The organism is Xanthomonas citri pv. mangiferaeindicae, from assembly GCA_002240395.1.
In the GTDB taxonomy this organism is placed as follows: Bacteria; Pseudomonadota; Gammaproteobacteria; order Xanthomonadales; family Xanthomonadaceae; genus Luteimonas; species Luteimonas citri_A.
Genome location: CP016836.1, coordinates 486,007 through 505,156, shown reverse-complemented (window position 1 = coordinate 505,156; position 19,150 = coordinate 486,007). Strand labels below are relative to the sequence as shown.

At 69.6% G+C, this 19,150-nt stretch carries 20 protein-coding genes; 4 read left to right on the top strand and 16 right to left on the bottom strand.

From position 1 onward, the window contains the following. Positions 1-115: 115 nt before the first annotated feature. A complete protein-coding gene (locus BEN78_02240) occupies positions 116-799 on the top strand; it encodes a hypothetical protein (protein ID ASR42388.1) in 684 nt (227 codons plus the stop codon). Here the strand turns inward: BEN78_02240 and BEN78_02235 are convergent. The 9 genes from BEN78_02235 to BEN78_02195 all read right to left on the bottom strand — a co-directional run bounded on the left by BEN78_02235 (position 789) and on the right by BEN78_02195 (position 10,240). After that, positions 789-3,233, bottom strand: coding sequence for a TonB-dependent receptor (locus tag BEN78_02235; protein ID ASR42387.1), 2,445 nt, complete (start codon positions 3,231-3,233; stop codon positions 789-791). The genes BEN78_02240 and BEN78_02235 overlap by 11 nt on opposite strands. Positions 3,234-3,377: 144 nt before the next feature. Beyond that, positions 3,378-3,809 (bottom strand): hypothetical protein, encoded by a 432-nt coding sequence (locus BEN78_02230; protein ID ASR42386.1) that lies wholly within the window; start codon positions 3,807-3,809, stop codon positions 3,378-3,380. A gap of 139 nt (positions 3,810-3,948) precedes the next feature. Further along, positions 3,949-4,284 (bottom strand): benzene 1,2-dioxygenase, encoded by a 336-nt coding sequence (locus BEN78_02225; GenBank protein ASR42385.1) that lies wholly within the window; start codon positions 4,282-4,284, stop codon positions 3,949-3,951. Further along, the gene (locus BEN78_02220) at positions 4,281-4,823 is read right to left on the bottom strand and encodes a GNAT family N-acetyltransferase (GenBank protein ASR42384.1); all 543 of its coding nucleotides are present in this window, start codon (positions 4,821-4,823) and stop codon (positions 4,281-4,283) included. Before BEN78_02220 ends, BEN78_02225 begins: the two co-directional genes overlap by 4 nt. A gap of 83 nt (positions 4,824-4,906) precedes the next feature. Next, a complete protein-coding gene (locus tag BEN78_02215) occupies positions 4,907-6,142 on the bottom strand; it encodes a cysteine sulfinate desulfinase (GenBank protein ASR44854.1) in 1,236 nt (411 codons plus the stop codon). A 41-nt stretch (positions 6,143-6,183) separates the two neighbouring features. Next, positions 6,184-7,416, bottom strand: a complete 1,233-nt coding sequence (locus BEN78_02210) for a Fe-S cluster assembly protein SufD (GenBank protein ASR42383.1) — start codon at positions 7,414-7,416, stop codon at positions 6,184-6,186. Continuing rightward, a complete protein-coding gene (locus tag BEN78_02205; GenBank protein ID ASR44853.1) occupies positions 7,416-8,180 on the bottom strand; it encodes a Fe-S cluster assembly ATPase SufC in 765 nt (254 codons plus the stop codon). Before BEN78_02205 ends, BEN78_02210 begins: the two co-directional genes overlap by 1 nt. A 106-nt stretch (positions 8,181-8,286) precedes the next feature. After that, positions 8,287-9,750: a Fe-S cluster assembly protein SufB gene (locus BEN78_02200; GenBank protein ID ASR42382.1), complete on the bottom strand. Its 1,464-nt coding sequence runs from the start codon at positions 9,748-9,750 to the stop codon at positions 8,287-8,289. Positions 9,751-9,769: 19 nt separating this feature from the next. Further along, the gene (locus tag BEN78_02195) at positions 9,770-10,240 is read right to left on the bottom strand and encodes an SUF system Fe-S cluster assembly regulator (GenBank protein ASR42381.1); all 471 of its coding nucleotides are present in this window, start codon (positions 10,238-10,240) and stop codon (positions 9,770-9,772) included. Between the two features lie 161 nt (positions 10,241-10,401). On the opposite strand from BEN78_02195, the gene BEN78_02190 reads away from it, so the two are divergent. Continuing rightward, a complete protein-coding gene (locus BEN78_02190) occupies positions 10,402-10,881 on the top strand; it encodes an SET domain-containing protein-lysine N-methyltransferase (GenBank protein ASR44852.1) in 480 nt (159 codons plus the stop codon). A gap of 28 nt (positions 10,882-10,909) precedes the next feature. On the opposite strand, the gene BEN78_02185 is transcribed toward BEN78_02190, so the two are convergent. The 6 genes from BEN78_02185 to BEN78_02160 all read right to left on the bottom strand — a co-directional run bounded on the left by BEN78_02185 (position 10,910) and on the right by BEN78_02160 (position 14,611). Continuing rightward, a complete protein-coding gene (locus tag BEN78_02185) occupies positions 10,910-11,587 on the bottom strand; it encodes a hypothetical protein (GenBank protein ID ASR42380.1) in 678 nt (225 codons plus the stop codon). Continuing rightward, positions 11,577-12,071: a hypothetical protein gene (locus BEN78_02180; protein ID ASR44851.1), complete on the bottom strand. Its 495-nt coding sequence runs from the start codon at positions 12,069-12,071 to the stop codon at positions 11,577-11,579. The genes BEN78_02185 and BEN78_02180 overlap by 11 nt, the downstream gene beginning before the upstream one ends. A 119-nt stretch (positions 12,072-12,190) precedes the next feature. Then, a complete protein-coding gene (locus tag BEN78_02175) occupies positions 12,191-12,640 on the bottom strand; it encodes a hypothetical protein (protein ID ASR42379.1) in 450 nt (149 codons plus the stop codon). An 80-nt stretch (positions 12,641-12,720) separates the two neighbouring features. Beyond that, the gene (locus tag BEN78_02170) at positions 12,721-13,323 is read right to left on the bottom strand and encodes a peptidase (GenBank protein ASR42378.1); all 603 of its coding nucleotides are present in this window, start codon (positions 13,321-13,323) and stop codon (positions 12,721-12,723) included. 51 nt (positions 13,324-13,374) lie between these two features. Beyond that, a complete protein-coding gene (locus BEN78_02165; GenBank protein ID ASR42377.1) occupies positions 13,375-14,013 on the bottom strand; it encodes a hypothetical protein in 639 nt (212 codons plus the stop codon). Positions 14,014-14,209: 196 nt separating this feature from the next. Continuing rightward, on the bottom strand, positions 14,210-14,611 hold the full coding sequence (locus BEN78_02160; GenBank protein ASR42376.1) for a DNA-binding protein: 402 nt from the start codon (positions 14,609-14,611) through the stop codon (positions 14,210-14,212). 298 nt (positions 14,612-14,909) lie between these two features. Between BEN78_02160 and BEN78_02155 the strand changes: the two genes are divergently transcribed. Further along, entirely contained in the window at positions 14,910-15,344 is a 435-nt protein-coding gene (locus BEN78_02155) for an OsmC family peroxiredoxin (GenBank protein ASR42375.1), read from the top strand. A 79-nt stretch (positions 15,345-15,423) separates the two neighbouring features. Here BEN78_02155 and BEN78_02150 read toward each other — a convergent pair whose 3' ends face one another. After that, the gene (locus BEN78_02150) at positions 15,424-16,305 is read right to left on the bottom strand and encodes a phenazine biosynthesis protein PhzF family (GenBank protein ASR42374.1); all 882 of its coding nucleotides are present in this window, start codon (positions 16,303-16,305) and stop codon (positions 15,424-15,426) included. Between the two features lie 188 nt (positions 16,306-16,493). Here BEN78_02150 and BEN78_02145 point away from each other — a divergent pair, with 188 nt between their 5' ends. Further along, entirely contained in the window at positions 16,494-19,097 is a 2,604-nt protein-coding gene (locus tag BEN78_02145; GenBank protein ID ASR42373.1) for a diaminopimelate decarboxylase, read from the top strand. Positions 19,098-19,150: the final 53 nt, after the last annotated feature.

The window sequence follows — 19,150 nt, the reverse complement described above, 5'->3', positions numbered from 1 at the left end:
CGGAGCCACCATCCGTCAGCCGGCGCGCCATGGCCCCGCTTATCGGCCGGGGGTGTGCTCGAGCCGGGGTCTTGTTGATCGGGGCGTGTTCTCGATCAGGCTTTAGACTCTGGCGATGCCCGACCCTGCAACCGTCCGGATCATTCCCGCCGCCACCGCGCGTTCGGTGCGCTGGCGCAATGGCCAGGGCTGGACGCGCGAATTGTTCTGCGCGCCTGCCCCCGCGGCCGCGCCTTCGGTCGACGCCGCCGCGGCGCCCTGGCCCTGGCGGATCTCGATCGCGCGGATCGACCGCGATGCGCCGTTCTCGGCGTTCCCCGGTGTCGACCGCGAACTGATGCTGCTGCGCGGCGGCCGGCTGGACCTGCAGGTCGCAGACCGCCGCATCGCGCTGGCGTCGCGGTATGCCCGGCATCGCTTTGCCGGCGAACGCGACGTGGCTGCCTGCGTGCCGGCAGGCGGCGTCGAGGTGTTCAACCTGATGTGGCGGCGCGACCTGCACCGGGCCCGGCTTTGGCACCTGCCGCTGGCCGGCGCCTTGGCATGGCGCGCCGACCCGGCGACGACCTGGATCGTCCATCTGCTGGCCGGGCATGCGCGATGCGGCAGCGGCGCGGCGCGGGCGGCGCTGGCGGCGGGCGATACGGCCGTGCTGAGCGATGCGTCAGCCTCAGGCCGGGTGTCGATCGAGGGCGAGGGCGCCTTGCTCGCGGTCTGCCTGCGCGACCGGCTGGACACAGGCCCGGACGACGCGTGCGCGCCTGCCGGGCCGGACCCGACGCCAGGGATCAGAAGCTGACGTTCACGCTCAGCCAGATGCTGCGCGCCTTGTCCTTGTTGTTGTAGTCGTCCTGGGCCGACAGCGTGTAGCTGCCGGTGTCCTCGATGAAGCTGTACTGGTAGGACGTGAAGTCGCGATCGAGCAGGTTGTTGATTCGGCCGTTGATGGTGACCGTCTCGTTGACGCGGTACGAGGCGCCGAGGTGGAGCACCTCGTAGTCCTTCCAGTACAGCTCCTGCTCGAGCACCGTGTCGAAGCCGCGGTAGCGCTTGGAGCGGGCCTCTGCGGTCAGGAACAACGTGAAGGCCTCGGTCGCGCGCCAATCGAGCGTGGCGTTGGCCATATGCCGGGCGCTGTTGCCCAGGGGCCGGCCGGCGTTGCTGCCGCTCTTCTGCTCGCTGTCGGTGAAGGTGTAGTTGGCGCGGAAGCCGAAGGCATCGCTGATCCGCCAGCGGCCGGCGAGTTCGGCGCCCTGGACCACGACCTCGTCGATGTTGACCGTCTTGGTCGAGTTCGAATAGCCCAGATCGGCATAGTCGCCGGTGCCGCTGCAGGCGATCGTCAGCGTTGGGCCGCAGTTCTCCGACCCGATCTTGTCGTCGAACTTGTTGTGGAAGATCGTCGCGTTGAAGCCGTGGCCGTCTGGGTGCTGCCAGTAGGCCGCCAGTTCGGTGCTGGTGCTGGTCTCGGGCTGCAGGTCGGGATTGCCGAACATCGGCGAGACGCCCTGGGCGCCGAAACCGGTGATGCCGTCATAGAGCTGGGTGGTCTTGGGCGTCTTGAAGCCGGTGCTCACGCCGCCTTTGACCGTCCACTGCTCGCTCAGCGTCCACACGCCGTACAGACGCGGGCTGACGTGGCTGCCGAAGACCTTGTGATCGTCGTAGCGCAGGCCGGCGGTGATCGACACCGGCTCGGCGATGGTCCAGGTGTCCTCGGCGAACAACGAGTACATGTCGTGCTTCTGCTTGGCGCCGGCAACGCCGCGCTCCATGCCGAACACGCCATCGATCAGCTCGCCGCGGATGACCTGGGCGCCGACCACGGCGACGTGCGCGCCATGCCAGTCGAAGGGCAGGTCCAGCTTGGCGTCGAGCGTGTACTGGTTGCTCTCGAGCGTGCGGTCGGGGCGCGGTAGGTAGGCCAGCAACTGCGCGTATTGGTCCGGGGCGAGATTGGCTTCCATGACCGCGAGCTTCTGCGCCTCCGACAGGTTGTTCCAGGCGGTCGCGCTGTAGCCGGTGCCCCCAGCCGAATTCGGACAATAGCCGGCGGCATTGACCGTGCCGCCCAGGCTGCCGCAGGCCGCGTTCCACAGCGACTGCAGGCTTTGGCGCTCGGCCACGGTGTAGGGCAGGGTGCGGCCTTCGTTGCGGGTCTCGACATAGCCCAGCGATACCAGGCTGTTGCCGAACGACCAGCGTCCTTCGTGCGCGATCGACCAGGTGTCGCGGGTGAATTCCTGGCTGGGCCGATAGCCGGCGCGCGGTTCGATGCGGCCGTTGTTGCCGATGCGCAGCATCGCGCCGTAGTCGTCGACGGTGCCGACCGGATACTCCTCGACGCCGTTGTCGTTGAGCCGGGTGCTGTTGTCGTACTCCTGGCGCGAGGCATCGATGTCGAGGGTCACGGTCTGCGCGTCGGTCGGTGTCCAGCTCAAGGTGATGCCGGCCGCCTTGTTGGTGTTGTCCACGGTCTTGCCGCCGCCGCCGAAGCCCAGTGCGCGGGTGTGGACCTCGCCATTGGGGTCGGTGACCGGCGCGTACACGGGATTGGAGGCCTCGCGGTCGTACCAGCTGGCGCGCGCGCTCAGGTTGAGCTTGCCCGGCACCAGCGGCCCGGTGACGAAGAGGTCGGCGGTGGTGTCGTCGCCGAACTGGTCGTCGGTCTCGAACGTGCGGCCCAGCGTGACCGAGCCGACCCAGGTGTCGAGCTCGCGCTTGGTGATGATGTTGATCACCCCGCCCATCGCGTCGGCGCCGTAGAGCGTGGACATCGGGCCGCGGATCACTTCGATGCGCTCGATCGCATCCAGCGGCGGAATATGGTTGAACTGGTTGCCGACGAAGTTGTTGGGATAGATGTCGCCGTGGTTGTTCTGGCGCCGACCGTTGATCAGGATCAGCGTGTAGTCCGCGCCCATGCCGCGCATCGAGATCGTGCCCTGGCCGGTCTTGTCGCGCGTTTCGCCGATGTCGATGCCTTCGATATCGCGCACTGCATCGAGCAGGGTCATGTAGGGGCGATGGGTCAGGTCTTCCTGGGTGATCACGCTGATGCTCGCCGGGGCGTCGGTGATCTTCTGCTCGAAGCCGGCGGCGGTGACGACGATGGTGTCGAAGTTGCGGGCGTCGTCCTGGGGCAGGACGGTGTCGGCCAGCGCGGGTGCGGACAGCAGGGCGAGCAGGCTCGCGGCCAGCGCACGGCGGCGCGGGGCGGTCGAAGGGATCATGGGAGGTCCTTGTCGGGAAATCGGAAAACGGCCGCGCGTGCGGCGTGGCGTGCCACCGGGCGGCGGCGTCGCAAGACGGAAGAATCAGGCGGTAGGACGTGCGCGTGAGCCGGCTTCGCCGGTGCGCGGTCCCACGCGGGGACGTCAGGCGCGCGGAGGCGCGTGACCTGGTGGCAATGTCAGATCCGGACGCAGCGCGTGTGGCGCGTCGGCTGCGTCGGGGGGCGGTCGATTCGCCGACGCCGGCATGGCGTCGATCAGCGCCACCTGCGGCGTCGACGCCATCGCAGGATGCTGCGGCAGGCCGGCGCCGGGCGCGGTATCACGCGTAGCGATGCGGGCCGACAGCGGCAGCGGACGGCGGAACTTCGCCTCCGGTGGCGGGTCCTGCGTGGTCGGGAGGTCGGGCAGCGCGGACGTATCGCCAAGGCCGGCCGAGCCGAGCGGCAGGTCGCCGGGCGTGATCACGAGGACGAGGGCCAGCGACAGCAACGCCGCCAGGGCCAGCCGGATGCGGCCCGATGCCGTCCACTGCGATGTAGGCCGCGTCGTCACGAACCGGGCATGCTCGAGCAAGAAAGCTGACGAGCGATTATATGAGAATGATTTTCATAAACAAGTCTTAACGCAATTCATTCTCATATGTGACATGCAGCAAGCGCGAACCAGCCGGAGGCTTCTATCGCAGCGCGTCAGCGCAACGACCGCTGGACCGTCAATCCCGGTCGTCGCGGGTCCAGACCGCGCCGTGTTCGATCTTGGTCGGGAACTTCGCGACCGGTTCGTAGGCCGGCGCGCACAGGGCGCGGCCGTCGCGCACATCGAACTTCGCGCCGTGCAGCACACATTCGATCGTCGCTTCGCCCGGATCGAAGTCGCCGCCGCCCGACAGCGCGAAGTCCTCGTGGCTGCACTGGTCCTCCAGCGCGTACAGATCGCCGTCGAGGTTGAACACCACGATCGGCACGCCGGTGACTTCATCGAAGGTAGTCCGCATCTCGCCCGGCAGCAGCTCGGCGGTCGCGCAGACGAAGGTCCAGGTCTCGCTCATCGTGCGGCTCCGAACATCTTTTCCAGCACTTCGAAGCGCAGATCGTCGCGCAACGGGATGCCGAAACGGACGTCGCCATAGGGAAATGGCTTGTGGTGGCCCGTGCGGCGATAGCCGCGGCGCTCGTACCACGCGATCAGCGCCTCGCGCACATCGATGACAGTCATGCGCATGCCCGGCAGGCGCCAGTCGTCGCGGACGATGCGCTCGCATTCGGCCAGCACTGCGTCCCCGGTGCCCCGGCGCTGCAACTGCGGGGCGACGGCGAACATGCCGAAGTAGCCGTGGCCGTCCTCGATCGCGACATGCGCGCAGGCCTGCGGCGCGCCGTCCATGCCGTCGACTACGACCACGCGGCTGTCGGGACGCACGATGTCGGCGCGCAGCACGTCCGGATCGATCCGGGCGCCGTTCAGCAGATCGGCTTCGGTGGTCCAGCCCACACGGCTGGTGTCGCCGCGGTAGGCGGACGTCACCAGTGCGACCAGCGCGGGCACGTCGTCGAGAGTGGCAAGGCGAAACACGGGAGAGGCGGGCATCGTGACGAAGCTGGCGAGGGAAGAGCGGCCATTATGGCCGTCGGCGCGCGTGGCGCCGACCAGAAGCGCCGCGACGCGGCGCGTCAGCCCAACAACCGGCGGACCTTGCGCAGCGCGGCGACGAAGGCGTCGATCTCGTCGTGGGTGTTGTAGAACGCCGGCGAGGCGCGGCAGGTGGCCGCGACCCCGTAGAACTGCAGCAACGGATGCGCGCAGTGCTGTCCCGAGCGCACGGCCACGCCCTCCAGGTCGAGTAGCGTCGCCAGGTCGTGCGCATGCGCGCCCTCGACCAGGAACGACACCACCGCGGCCTTGTCCGGTGCGGCGCCGAGGATGCGCAGGCCGTCGATCGTGCCCAGCGCTTCGGTCAGGTGCGCGAGCAGCGCGGCTTCGCGCTGTTCGATGTGGTCCATGCCGAGTCGTTCGAGGTAGTCGACCGCCGCGCCCAGACCCGCGAAGCCGGCAATGTTCGGGGTGCCGGCTTCGAAGCGCTGCGGCGGGTCGTTGTAGACCGTGCCGCCGAAGGCGACCTCCTTGATCATCTCGCCGCCGCCCAGGAACGGGGGCATCGCCTCGAGGTGCTCGCGGCGCGCCCACAGCGCTCCGGTACCCGTCGGCCCGCACATCTTGTGGCCGGTGAAAGCGTAGAAGTCGCAACCGATCGCGGCGATGTCCACCCGGCGGTGCGGCACTGCCTGCGAGCCGTCGACGACGGTCGTCACGCCGTGCCGGCGCGCCAGGCGACAGATCTCGCGTACCGGGGTGACGGTGCCCAGCACGTTGGAGACGTGGGTGACCGCAAGCAGCTTCACGTCCGGCGTCATCGCGTGGCGCAGCGCCTCGAGGTCGAGCGTGCCGTCCTCAGCGATCTCCGCCACGCGGATGGTCGCACCGGTGCGCTCGGCGACGATCTGCCAGGGCACGATGTTGGCGTGGTGCTCCATGCGCGAGACCAGGATCGTGTCGCCGGCCTTCAGCCGCGGCAGCGCCCACGAGTAGGCCACCAGGTTGATCGCGAACGTGGTGCCGCTGCACAGCACCAGTTCGTCGGCGCGCACGTTGAGGAACTGCGCCAGCTTGCGCCGCGTGCCTTCGTAGGCTTCGGTCGCTTCGGTGCCGAGCTGGTGCACGGCCCGGCTGACGTTGGCGTTGTGGCGGCGGTAGTGGCCGTCGACCGCCTCGATCACGCAGGCGGGCTTCTGGCCGGTGTTGGCGTTGTCGAAGTAGATCAGCGGCTTGCCGTGGACCTCCCGCAGCAGCAGTGGGAAGTCGGCACGTACCGACGCCCAGTCGATTTCGCCGTGACCGTCGGCGGGCACGCTGGGGCCGTCGAACGGCGGATCGAGCGGCGGCAGGGCGCTCATGCGCGCACGAGCGCGGCGAGCGCGTCGTCCAGTGCGGTTTCGGCCAGCGTGCGCAGCGTCTCGTCGGCGATCGCGGCCAGCGGTTCGCGCACGAAGGCGGCGGTGAGCAGACGCTGCGCATCGCCAGCGGGCAGGCCGCGCGAGCGCAGGTAGAACAGCGCGCCGGGATCGAGCTGGCCGACCGTGGCGCCGTGCGCGGCCTGGACCTCGTCGGCATGGATCACCAGCACCGGCTGGGTATCGATCTCGGCGGTCGCCGACAGCAGCAGATTCTTGTTCGACAGCCGCGCATCGGTGCCGTCGGCGCCGGCATCGATGGTGATGCCGCCGTGGAAGACCACCCGGCCGCGGCCATCGCCGATCCCGCGCCACAACAACCGGCAGGCGGTGTCGCGGGCGATGTGGCGGATGCCCAGGCGCGTGTCCAGGTGGCCGCGGCCGCCGGCCAGCAGCACGCCGTTGGCCGTCAGGCGCGCATCGGCACCGACCAGGCGCACGTCGAGCTCGTGGCGCGACAGCGCCGCGCCGGCCTCGACGTCGACGCGGTCGTAGATCGCGCCGGTCTGCAGCTCGGCGTCGGTGCGCAGGAACGCAGTCGCGCCGGCGTCGCGGCGCTGCAGCCGCAGATGGCGCAGGTGTGCGCGATCGGCGAGGCGCAGCGAGCACACGCCGTTGTCGAGGTGGCGATGGGTGCCCGCATCGAGATGGTGCTCGACCACGGTCAGCCGCGCGCCGGCGCCGAGCGCGATGTGGTGGCGCAGGTGCCAGGCCTGGTCGGTGTCGGCCGGCGCCCCGATGAACACCAGGTGCAACGGGGCGGTGACCTCGGTCGCGGCGTCGACGGTGATCGCAACGCCGTCGACGGCAAGGGCGGCGTTGAGCCGGGCGAACACTGCATCGGGCCGGTCCTCGATCGTCGGCAGCGCAGCGGCCTCGGTGAAGCCGATCGACAAGCCGGCGATGCCGGTGCCCGGATCCGACAGCACGGGGGCAGGGCGGCCGTTGACGAACACCAGGCGCGGCGCCGGGATGCCGGCGAGCAGCGTCGGGTCGATCGCGGTATCGCCGGGCGCGGCGAAAACGCGGCGCTCGAGCGCGCGCAGCGAGGTGTACTTCCAGGATTCGCTGCGCGGACCGGGCAGGCCGGCCGCCAGCGCGGCATCGAGTGCAGGGCGGCGCGCGGCGTCGCCGTCGAAGCCCGCGGCGAGGGAGTCGAGCAGGGCGCTCATCACGCCGCCGCCTCGGGTGCGACGCGGTCCTTGACCCACGCATAGCCCTTTTCTTCGAGTTGCAGCGCGAGCTCCGGACCGCCGCTCTGCACGATGCGGCCGTCGGCCAGCACATGCACCACGTCGGGTCGGATGTAGTCGAGCAGACGCTGGTAGTGGGTGATCACGATGAACGCGCGGTCGGGCGAGCGCAGCGCGTTGACGCCGTCGGCGACGTTCTTGAGCGCGTCGATGTCCAGACCCGAATCGGTCTCGTCGAGAATCGCCAGCTTGGGCTCGAGCACGGCCAGCTGGAAGATCTCGTTGCGCTTCTTCTCGCCGCCCGAGAAGCCCTCGTTGACGCCGCGATGCAGCAGGCGGTCGTCGAGGTGCAGCACCGCGAGTTTCTCGCGCACCAGGCGCAGGAACTGCATCGAGTCGAGCTCCTCCTGGCCACGCGCCTTGCGCTGCGCGTTGAGTGCGCTGCGCAGGAAGTAGGTGTTGTTCACGCCCGGGATCTCGACCGGGTACTGGAACGCCAGGAACACGCCGGCGGCGGCGCGCTCTTCGGGCTCGAGCGCCAGCAGGTCCTGCCCCTCGAACGTGACCGTACCCGCGGTGACGTCGTAGCCATCGCGACCGGAGAGGATGTTGCCCAGCGTGGACTTGCCGGCGCCGTTGGGGCCCATGATGGCGTGCACCTGGCCCGGCTTCACGTCGAGCGAGAGGCCCTTGAGGATGTCGCGTTCGCCGATGCGGGCGTGGAGGTTGTCGATGTTGAGCATGGGATTCGGCATTGGGGATGGGGGTACGGAAAAAGCGGGTCGAAAGGCTGGGGCGGGCTCGAGGCCCGAATCCCCCGGTCCGTCGCCCGGGAAGGGTCGCTTGGTGTCAGCCGACCGAGCCTTCCAGCGAGACTTCCAGCAGCTTCTTGGCCTCGACCGCGAACTCCATCGGCAGCTCGCGGAAAACCTGCTTGCAGAAGCCGTCGACGATCAGGCTGACCGCGTCTTCCTCGGAGATGCCGCGCGCGCGGCAGTAGAACAACTGGTCGTCGCTGATCTTGGAGGTCGTCGCCTCGTGCTCGACGGTCGCGCCGGGGTGGCGGACCTCGATGTACGGGAAGGTGTGTGCGCCGCAGTCCTTGCCGATCAGCAGCGAGTCGCACTGGGTGTAGTTGCGCGCGCCTTCCGCGCCACTGCCGACCTTGACCAGACCGCGGTAGGTGTTCTGGCCGCGGCCGGCGCTGATGCCCTTGCTGACGATCTTGCTCTTGGTGCGCTTGCCGACGTGGATCATCTTGGTGCCGGTGTCTGCCTGCTGACGATGGTGGGTCAGCGCCACGGAGTGGAACTCGCCCGAGGAGTCGTCGCCCAGCAGCACGCAGGAGGGGTACTTCCAGGTGATCGCCGAACCGGTCTCGACCTGGGTCCAGGTCACCTTGCTGCGGGCGCCGCGGCACTCGGCGCGCTTGGTCACGAAGTTGTAGATGCCACCCACGCCGTTCTCGTCGCCGGGGTACCAGTTCTGCACCGTCGAATACTTGATCTCCGCATCCTCGAGCGCGACCAGCTCCACCACCGCGGCGTGCAGCTGGTTCTCGTCGCGCATCGGCGCGGTGCAGCCTTCCAGGTACGAAACGTAGGCCTTGTCCTCGCAGACGATCAGCGTGCGCTCGAACTGGCCGGTGTGGCCGGCGTTGATGCGGAAATAGGTGCTCAGCTCCATCGGGCAGCGCACGCCCTTGGGGATGAACACGAAGCTGCCGTCGGAGAACACCGCCGAGTTGAGCGCGGCGAAGTAGTTGTCGCCGACCGGCACCACGGAGCCCAGGTACTGGCGTACCAGATCGGGGTGTTCCTGGATGGCTTCGGACATCGAGCAGAAGATCACGCCCTTCTCGGCCAGCTCCTTGCGGAACGTGGTGCCGACCGAAACCGAGTCGAACACCGCGTCGACCGCGACGCCGGCCAGCTTGGCGCGCTCGTGCAACGGCACGCCGAGCTTGTCGTAGGTATCGATCAGTTCCTTGGGCACCTCGTCGAGCGACTTGTACTTCGGCCCCTTGGGCGCGGAGTAGTAGCTGACCGCCTGCAGGTCGATCGGGGCGATCTGCAGCTTGGCCCAGTGCGGCACCGGCATGGTCAGCCAGTGGCGATAGGCGGCGACGCGCCAGTCGGTCATCCACGCAGGCTCGCCTTTCTTGCGCGACAGCGCGCGCACGACGTCCTCGTCCAGCCCGGGCGGGAAGCTGTCGGATTCGATATCGGTGACGAAGCCGGCGTCGTAGCGACGGCCGAGCTGCGCGTGGATCTCCCGGTTGGTCTCGGGGACTTCGATGATGTCGGTGGCCATGGGGGCGGCTGCCTACTGTCTATGGCTGCGCGAGGCGGGCGTCGATGCGCTTCGCCCCGGCAGGGGTGGGAAAGGAAGGGGCGCGCGGGGCGTCGTCGAGCATCTGCGCCAGCGTCACGCCGCGCAGGGCCTCGGCGACGACCTCGTTGATGCGGCGCCAGTTGCCCTGCACGCCGCACTGGTCGGAAATCCCGCATTGACTGTCGTGCAGACTGCACTCGGTCATCGCCAGCGGGCCCTCCATTGCCTCGACGATCTGCACCAGGTTGATCGCCGACGGGGCGCGTGCCAGGCGGTAGCCGCCATTGGCGCCGCGGAAACCCTCGACCAGCCCGGCCTGGGCCAGCGGTTTGAGCAGTTTGCTGACCGTCGGCGTCTCCAGGCCTGCGCGCTCGGCGAGCTCGGTCGCGCTCATCACCGTGTCCGGCCGGGCGGCGAGCACGGTCAGGACAACGGTGGCGTAATCGGTGAGCTTGGTGACCCGGAGCATGGTGAAAAAAGCTGACTGCGGAATGCGGACCAAAATTGTACTTTTTTGGCCGATCGATCACAACGTCCGGGCAGGCCGGCGTTCAGTGCCACGTGCCAGTGGCGGTGGGCGGGCGGGTCCGCGACAATGCGGCGCTTGTCCTCATCGACCCAGAGCGCACGATGCCCAAGAAGAAGACCAGGAAGATCGAGGCCCGCCGCTCGGCGATCCACGGCAACGGTGTATTTGCCACCGAAGCGATCGCCAAGGGCGAGCGCATCATCCGCTACAAAGGGTTTTTGCGCAGCCACGCCGACGTCGATGCCGAATACGGCGACCAGGAGGAAGACGGCCACACGTTCCTGTTCACGCTCAACGACGAGTACGTTATCGACGCGAACATCGAGGGCAACGTCGCGCGCTGGATCAACCACTCCTGCGATCCGAACTGCGAGGCGGTGGTCGAGGAAGACGCCAAGGACCGTCGGCACAAGGACAAGGTCTTCATCGAGGCGCTGCGCGATATCGCCCAGGGCGAGGAACTGACCTACAACTACGGCATCACCCTGGCCGAACGGCACACGCCCGCGCTCAAGAAGCTGTGGGGCTGCCGCTGCGGGGCCGCCAACTGCACCGGCACCATGCTCCAGCCCAAGCGCTGACGCAGCAGATGTGCATCCGCGCCCGCGGTCAGGGCGCGGCCACCTCGCGCAGGTCCGCAGATGCGATGTGCCAGGCGCGCTGCGTCTGGCTGGCCCCGTCGACCACCGCAGCGCGCAGGACGTAGCGGCCCTCGTAGCGTCGGATCGAACCGTCCGCCTGCTGGGCGCGCAGCGACACCGGCACTTCGATGTAGCGCGAGCCGGCGGCGCCCTCGATGGGGTCGGGCGTGCCGATGTCGACCATGACCGTGGACGTCTGCGCGAAGCCGGCCGCGAACTGCTCCGGTGTCTGCCCGCTCGCCCGCCCGCCATCCGACCACAGGGCATAGGCGCTGGTGTAGTCGAGCGCGTTGATCGCCGTGTAGTAGCTGCGGATCGCCGCCACCGCCGCCTCCGGGCTCGGCGGCGCGATGTCCGCGGTGGCGTCCGTCGCTGCCGGCAACAGGCCGGTCTCGGGATTGTCCTCGAGCGGAACGGCGGCCAGATCGGGCACCTCGGGCGCCGGGGCCCGGCCGCCCAGTGGCACATCGCCGGGGCCGGGCGCGCCCGGCATGCCGGTCACCGGATCGCCGGTCGCAACGGGTTGCGGCAGGCCGGTGGTGTCCGCACTGCCGTCCGCGGCCTTGCCGCGCTGGGTGTCGCGGTCGCCACAGGCCGCCAGCATCAGCGCGGCGCACAGCGCCAGCGCGGCGCGGTCAGCGCGCAAGGTGCACCACCACGCGGCCGTCGCCGACCGCGACCTCGCCGATGCGCTTGCCGGCCGGCAGCTTCGACAGCAGGTCGTCGTCGAGCCGGTAGATCGGCTCGCTGCGCGCATACTCGGCCAGCAGGCCGTTGACGATGCCCTGCGCGCCGCCCTTGAGCAGCGCATGGGTGCCCGGCAGATCGAATTGCAGCAATTGCGGATCCTCCAGATGCAGGCCGCGCGTGGCGGCGTCATAACGCAGGCCACTGACCAGCGCCAGGTGGCCCAGACGGTCGTCGGCGACGGCGCCGCCTACGCCCAGATCGAAATCCAGTCGCAGCCGCTGCTCGCCTTGCGGGATCGTCAATCGCGGGTTCTGCAGCGTCACCGAGACCAGGCCACCGACGCGCTCGAAGGTCCTGGGAAAGCGCGTGTCGAGCTGGCGCTGCAGTTGCGGCGCGGTGAACGCGACCTGGTCGCCGAGCCAGGCCTGGACCACCCCCAGCGAGGTGCAGGCGGTCAGCACGAGCAGCAGCGACAAGACAACGGGACGGGCGAGGGCGCGCATGCGACGGTCTCCTGGTGCAGTCCTGCGCACCCTACGTGTCGGGGGTGAATGCCGGGTTAGCGGTGACCGCGCTCGTCGGGTGCGGGCGCGAGCACGCGGCGATGCGGTTGCAGCCACGCCAGCAGCAGGCCGAGCAACTGCATCGCGATCACATCGAGCACGACCTGGCGCAGCGTCAGACTCAGCGGGAACGGCTGGCCGGCATGGGCGAGCAGATGCCAGGGCACGAACGACACCATTGCCAGCGCCAGCCCGAACCGGGCGCCATGCCAGCGCTTGCTGCGCACCGGCGGCGGCAGCCAGCGGTAGAGCCAGGTCATCGCCAGGCCGAGCGACAGATACGCCAGCAGGATCCAGCCGACATTGGCATTGGCATCCTCGCGCGGGCGGAACAGATGGGCGAGCGCCAGATAGTCGGCGCGCAGCAGCACGCCATGGACCAGAAAGCCCAACAGCAGCGCGCTGGCCGAGAGCGTCAACCCGCAGATCCAGAAACGCTTGTCCATCTCCAACTCCGATGCTGCATATCAGGCGCCGCGCGCAGGGTAACCCGGAAGTGCGGCGCGGTGCCGGGCGCGCCGGTGCGTCAACGCGTCCCGGACGCGTCGTCCGCGGCCGGGGCCGCGCGCAGCAGCGGCAGCGGGTCGAACGCGCCGTCGGCCGCGTAGATGCCGTAGTGCAGGTGCGGCGGCGTGCCGCGCGCATTGCCGGTGTCGCCGACTGTGCCCAGCATGTCGCCAGGACGCACCACGTCGCCGACCGACAGCAGCTCGGCGAAATCGTCCAGGTGCGCGTAGTAGTGCCGCTGACGTCCCGGGCCGACCACCCAGACCTGGCGACCCCCGAGGCCAGCGTCGCGGATGCCCACGACCAGGCCTTCGGTGGTGCTGCGCACCGGCGTGCCGCGCGGCGCGAAGATGTCCACGCCCTCGTGCTGCCGATCGCGCCCGCGCGGGGCACCGAAGGTGTCGGCAACGCGGCCGGCGGTGACGCCGTCGACCGGCATCGGCAGGGCTTCGGGCGCCGGCGCGGCGGCGATCCGGGCGACGGCACGCGGCTGCGCCATGAAGGGTTGATGCCAGGCCCAGTGGCCGGCGGCGGCCAGTACCGCCAGCAGCAGTACCGCACGCAAGGTGCGGCGCAATTGCGGCGTGTAGTCGCGGGGGCGGGCGGAGGAAGGCGGCGTCATTGCAGCGACGGTAACCGCGTCGCTGCGAAGGTGGGGTCGGCGCGCTGTGCGTCAACGTCCGGCGGCAGCGCGGACTTCCTGTTCGAGGTTCGCCTTGAGCTCGGGCGCGATGCCCAACTGACGCGCAAGCTCATCGAGATAGCTGCGTTCCATGAAGCTCGTCTCGTCGGCCACCAGCACGCTGGCCAGGTACATCTCCGAGGCGATCTCCGGCGAGGTCGCGGCGCGTGCGATCTCGGCCGGATCCAGCGGCTTCTCAAGTTCGGCGTGCAGCCAGGGCTGGATGTCGGCAGCGGTGTCGATGCGCCGGAACTCGGCCTCGATCACCTCGCGCTCGCGTGCGTCGAGATGGCCGTCCGCCTTGGCGGCGCCGACCAGGGCCTTGAGGATCGCCTGGCTGTGCAGATCGGCCTGCGGCGCGGGCAACCGGTCGACGGTCTGTGGCGCCGGTACGGCCGCGTCCGCCTGCTGCTTCTGGTAATCGCCATAGGCGCGGTAGGCCATCATGCCGATCGCGGCCAGGCCGCCGTAGCTGGCGAGCTTGCGGGTCTTGCGGTGTTTGCCCAGCAACAGGCCCAGCGCGCCGCCGGCGACTGCACCCTTGCCGAAGTCCGCATTGAGCAGGCTGCTGCCCGGCTTGCCGCCGCTCTGGGAGGTGAGGAGATGGTTGAGGAACCCCTGGAAACTCATGGCGGCGATCCGACGTGATGGGCGCACAGGCGCGGGCCGGCGAGCTTGCGATGCCGACCGTTCGCATCGTGTGCACGTTGCGCGACAGGGCGCATGTGCGGTGCCGGTTGCGCGGCAAGGGGATCGCGCGGTCCGGAAAACGCGATCGGGACGGCCAAGGCCGTCCCGATCGGGGCAACGCATCATCTGCCTGGGATCAGGCAGCGGCGTCCTTGAGCTTCTTGAGCGGGCGCACCTTGACCTTGACCGAGGCGGGCTTGGCGGCGAACCACTGCTCTTCCTTGGTGAAGGGGTTGATGCCCTTGCGCTTGGGCTTGGCCGGCACGCTGACCGAGGTGATCTTCAGCAGGCCCGGCAGGGTGAACGAGCCGGCGCCCTTCTTGCTGATCGAGCCGTGCACGGCGCCTTCGAGCGCGGAGAACACTGCGCGGACTTCCTTCGCGGCCAGGCCGGTGGCGTCGGCGATGTGCGCGACCAGACCCGACTTGCTCAGCGCTTCCTTGATCGGCTTGGGTGCTGCGGACTTGGTGGCGGTCTTCTTCGGCGCAGCCGCCTTCTTGGCCGGCACTTTCTTGGTGGTGGCCTTCTTCGTTGCCATGGGTCTGTGGTTCCCTCGTCAAATATGGATTGGATGATTCCTGGCCGAGCGAGCCGGCAAGCGAAATGTAGGTCATCCCTGCGCACCCGCCAATAGGAAAGCGCAAAAAAACAGCGGTTTTAGGCGGCCCGCGGCGCCGCCGATCGCGGTTGCGCCTGTCTGGCGGCTGTCCGCGTGCGCAATCGCGACCCGTTGGCGCACCCATGGCCACCTGGACGGCAGCGTGTCGCCCTAAGAACGCCCGCGTCACGTCTGCGCCGATACGCTCGCCGGCTCCTGTCCCGATGGAGAACGCGTCATGGGTATTTCCCGCCACGCCACCGCCCGCTGGAGCGGCGATCTGAAGTCTGGCAAGGGCGCTTTGTCGACGCCGCAAAGCGGCCTGTTGGACGCCGTGCGCTACGGGTTCAACAGCCGATTTGGCGAGGAAAAGGGCACCAATCCCGAAGAGCTCATCGCCGCCGCGCACGCCGGCTGCTTCACGATGGCGCTGTCGGCCAAGCTCACCGAAGCCGGGTTCGCGCCCGAGTCGATCGACACCCGCGCCGATGTCGACTTGTCGATGGATGGCGGCCCGCAGCTGAGCGCGATCCGCTTGAAGACGCGCGCCAAGGTGCCGGGCATCGACGCGGCGCAGTTCCGCGAGATCGCCGACGACGCCAAGCAGAACTGCCCGGTCTCCAAGGCGCTGTCGGCGGTGCCGCTGTCGCTGGAGGCCGAACTCGAGGGCTGATGCGCCTGACTCCTGCCGTGCCGCCGCGGCGGTGCGGCAGGGGCCTGTCGGCGTGGATGCCGGCAGGCCGATGCTTGGCTCAGCGCCAGTCGATCATGCCGTGGACCACGCTCTGGACCCGGCCGCCCGACCAGACCTCGCCATCGGCGTCCACACACAGCTCGAGCATCGCATCGTGACCGACCTCGCGGCCCTGACTGACCCGGTAGCGACGGCCTGGCCCTGGCAGTGCGTCGCGCGCTGCGAGCCAGGCGGCCAGGGTCGCGTTGGCCGCGCCTGAGGCGGCGTCCTCGAAGCACGCGGTGGCGCCGACGAACGCGCGCACCGCCAGGTCGTAATCGCTGTCGCCTGCGCTGCGCGCGAAGGCGCACACACCCATGCTGCCGGTGGCCTCGGCCAAGGCGGCGATCGCATCCCACTGCGGGGTCGCGGCGCGCAGCGCCGCTTCGTCGGCAACCTCGGCCAGCCACCAGCGTCGCCCGCCGTCCATCAGCGCCGGAGGTAGCGCGCCCGGCGGCAGCGACGCCAAGGCGGTACGCAGCCGCGGGTCCTCGCTGCTCGCGACTTCAACGACCCGTGCGCGCGGCGTGCGCACGGAGATTGTCCGGGCCGCGCCCTCGCCGACCACCGCCAGCGGCAGGCATCCGGCGATGCCCTCCTGCACCAGCACGCCGTCGCGCGGATGCGCCAGGCCGGCGTCGAGCACGACGTGCGCGGTGCCGACACTCGGGTGTCCGGCGAACGGCACTTCGCGGCGGGGCGAGAACATGCGGATGCGGTAACTGGCCGCCTCGCTAGAGGGTGGGAAGACGAACGTGGTCTCGGGCAGCCGGGTCCAGCGGGCAATGGCCTGCATCGTCTCGTCGCTCAGCCCGTCGGCATCGAGCACCACCGCCAGCGGATTGCCGGCACCGGGCCGGTCGGCAAACACGTCCACCTGGACGAAACGTCGGGAAGTCATGCGCGGGCAGGCGTCGTGCGGCGCGACAGCTTACCCAACCCGTGCCCGAAATCGAGCGGTTCGATTCCCTCCGCCTCCGCCGGCGCCTAGAATCGGCGTTCCGCCGCGCATGGCCTTGCGTCGGCGACGTGTCCACTGCAGCGCCCGCGCGGTGCTGTCTTCTCCTTCCGTCCGAGACCCCACCTCCGATGTCCTCACCTTTCGACGATCGCTGGATCGTGCTCAAGTTCGGCGGCACTTCGGTGTCGCGCCGCCACCGCTGGGACACCATCGGCCGGCTGGCGAAACGCCGGGCGCAGGAACACGATGCTCGCGTACTGGTGGTGGTGTCGGCGCTGTCGGGGGTGACCAACGAACTGACCGCGATTGCCGATGGCAACGCGGCCGACGGCACTGTCGATGCCCTGGTCGAGCGCCACCGCGCGTTCGTCGCCGAGCTCGGGCTCGATGCCGACGCGGTGCTCGGCGCTCGCCTCGCCGCGCTGGAGGCCCTGGTGCGCGATGCGCGTGCGTCCGGGCGGCCGCTGGACTGGCAGGCCGAGGTGCTGGGGCAGGGCGAACTGCTGTCCTCGACGATCGGCGCGGCGTACCTGGCCGCGCAGGGCCTGGACTTCGGTTGGTGCGATGCGCGCGACTGGCTCGACGCGGTGGCGCTGCCCAACCAGAGCGGCTGGGCCTCGCGGCTGTCGGTGAACTGCCGGCGCGAACCCGACGGCGACTGGCGCGGGCGGTTCGCGGCGCAGCCGACGCGGATGCTGTTGACCCAGGGGTTCATCGCGCGGCATGGCGACGGCGGCACCGCGATCCTGGGCCGCGGCGGCTCGGATACCTCGGCGGCGTACTTCGGGGCGTTGCTGGGTGCGCGCCGCGTGGAAATCTGGACCGACGTGCCGGGCATGTTCAGCGCCAACCCGCGCGACGTGCCCGATGCGCGCCTGCTCGCGCGGCTCGACTACGCCGAGGCGCAGGAGATCGCGACCACCGGCGCCAAGGTGCTGCACCCGCGCTCGATCAAGCCCTGCCGCGACGGCGGCGTGCCGATGGCGATCCTCGACACCGAGCGTCCGGATCTGCCGGGCACCGCGATTGACGGCAGCGCCGAGCCGGTACCCGGGGTCAAGGCGATCAGCCGGCGCAACGGCATCGTGCTGGTGTCGATGGAAGGCATCGGCATGTGGCAGCAGGTCGGCTTCCTGGCCGACGTGTTCGAGCGCTTCAAGCGTCACGGCCTGTCGGTCGATCTGATCGGCTCGTCGGAGACCAACGTCACCGTGTCGCTCGATCCGAGCGAGAACCTGGTCAGCACCGATGTGCTGGCGCGGTTGAGCGACGATCTGGCCGAGGTGTGCCGCGTCAAGGTCATCGCGCCCTGCGCGGCGATCACCCTGGTCGGGCGCGGCATGCGCTCGCTGCTGCACAAGCTCTCCGATGTCTGGGCGACGATGGGGCGCGAGCGCGTGCACCTGATTTCGCAGTCGTCCAACGACCTCAACCTGACCTTCGTCATCGATGAGGCCGATGCCGACGGCCTGCTGCCGGTGCTGCATGCCGAGCTGATCGGCAGTGGCGCGATGCCGGTCCACGACAGCGCGGTGTTCGGCCCGAGCTGGCGCGAGATCGCGCACGGCCGCCGCGAACGCCCGACGCCGTGGTGGCAGCACGCGCGTGCGCGTCTGCTCGCGATGGCAACGCCCGGGGCGCCGCGCTACATCTACCACCTGCCGACGGTGCGCGAACGGGCGCAGGCGCTGGCGGGCGTCGCCGCGGTCGACCGGCGGTTCTACGCGATCAAGGCCAACTCGCATCCGGCGGTGCTGCGCACGCTGGTCGAGGCCGGGTTCGGCCTGGAATGCGTGTCGCGCGGCGAGCTCGAGCATGTGTTCGCGACGTTGCCCGAGCTCGACCCGGCGCGTGTGCTGTTCACGCCAAGCTTCGCGCCGCGCGACGAGTACGCCGCGGCCTTCGCGCTCGGCGTCACCGTGACCCTCGACAACGTCGAGGCGCTGCAGCGCTGGCCGGACGTGTTCCGCGGTCGCGATCTGTGGCTGCGGCTCGATCTGGGGCGCGGTGATGGCCACCACGCCAAGGTCGTCACCGGCGGCGCGGCCTCGAAGTTCGGGCTGGCGCTGCCGGCCTTCGATGCCTTCGTGCACGCGGCCACCGATCTCGATGTGCGCATCACCGGGCTCCACGCCCATCTGGGCAGCGGCATCGAGACCGTTGCCCACTGGCGCGAGGTCTACGCCGAGTTGGCGGCGTTCGCCGACGCGGTGGGCACGGTCGACACCATCGATATCGGTGGCGGCTTGCCGATACCCTACCGCCCCGACGACGCCCCGTTCGACCTTGCGGCCTGGGGCGTGGGCCTGGCCAGCATCAAGGCCGAGTACCCACGCTATCGCCTGGCGATCGAGCCCGGTCGCTTCCTGGTTGCCGAGTCCGGCGTGTTGCTGGCAACGGTGACCCAGGTCGTCGACAAGCTCGGCACGCGTCGCGTGGGACTCGATGCGGGCATGCACAGCCTGATGCGGCCGGCGATGTACGACGCCTGGCATGGCATCCACAACCTGTCCCGGCTCGACGACGAGCGCCAAGTCGTCTGCGATGTCGTCGGTCCGATCTGCGAATCGAGCGACGTCTTCGGCACCCGGCGTCTGCTGCCGGCGGCGACCGCCGAGGGCGACACCGTGCTGCTCGCCGACGCCGGCGCCTACGGTTTCGTCATGGCCAACGACTACAACCTGCGCGGCCTGCCGGCTGAAGCGGTGCTGGAGGCGGACGGTGAAGCATGACGACCGTTGCCCGGCTGTCGATGATGGCGGGCGGCACGTCGCTGGGCCGGGGC